1 protein-coding gene is annotated in these 529 nt (G+C 71.8%); it reads left to right on the top strand.

The genetic code is table 11. The features are described 5' to 3' along the window. Positions 1-529: NAD-dependent epimerase/dehydratase family protein (locus AKJ13_RS29900; RefSeq protein ID WP_144426462.1), on the top strand; the 529-nt coding region annotated here is incomplete at both ends.

Genomic DNA, 529 nt, shown 5'->3' with positions numbered 1-529 from the left:
TCGGCTACTACCTGGCCAACACGGTCAAGACCCGCGCCCTGATCGAGGCCGCCACCCGGGCGGGCGTGCGCCACGTGATCTTCTCCTCGACAGCCGCCGTGTACGGCGAGCCCGAGGTGGTGCCGGTGCCCGAGGACCTGCCGCTCAACCCGATCAACCCCTACGGCCGCTCCAAGCTGATGAGCGAGTGGATGATCGCCGACGCGGCGGCCGCCCACGGTTTCTCGTACGTGGTGCTGCGCTACTTCAACGTCGCCGGCGCCGATCCGGCCGGGCGCTCGGGTCAGTCGACCCCGGACGCCACGCACCTGATCAAGGTGGCGACCCAGGCCGCGCTCGGGCGGCGGGCGCGGCTCGACGTCTACGGCACGGACTACCCGACGCCGGACGGCTCGTGCCTGCGCGACTACATCCAGGTCTCGGACCTGGCGGAGGCGCACCGGGTGGCGCTCGACCACCTGCGCGGGGGCGGCGAGAGCCTGACGCTGAACTGCGGCTACGGCCGGGGCTACTCGGTGCTGGAGGTGAT

The sequence above is a fragment of the Methylobacterium sp. ARG-1 genome (assembly GCF_001262595.1).
Classification (GTDB): domain Bacteria; phylum Pseudomonadota; class Alphaproteobacteria; order Rhizobiales; family Beijerinckiaceae; genus Methylobacterium; species Methylobacterium brachiatum.
Note: the sequence above shows the minus strand (reverse complement) of the source record. Positions and strands in the feature narration are given on the sequence as shown.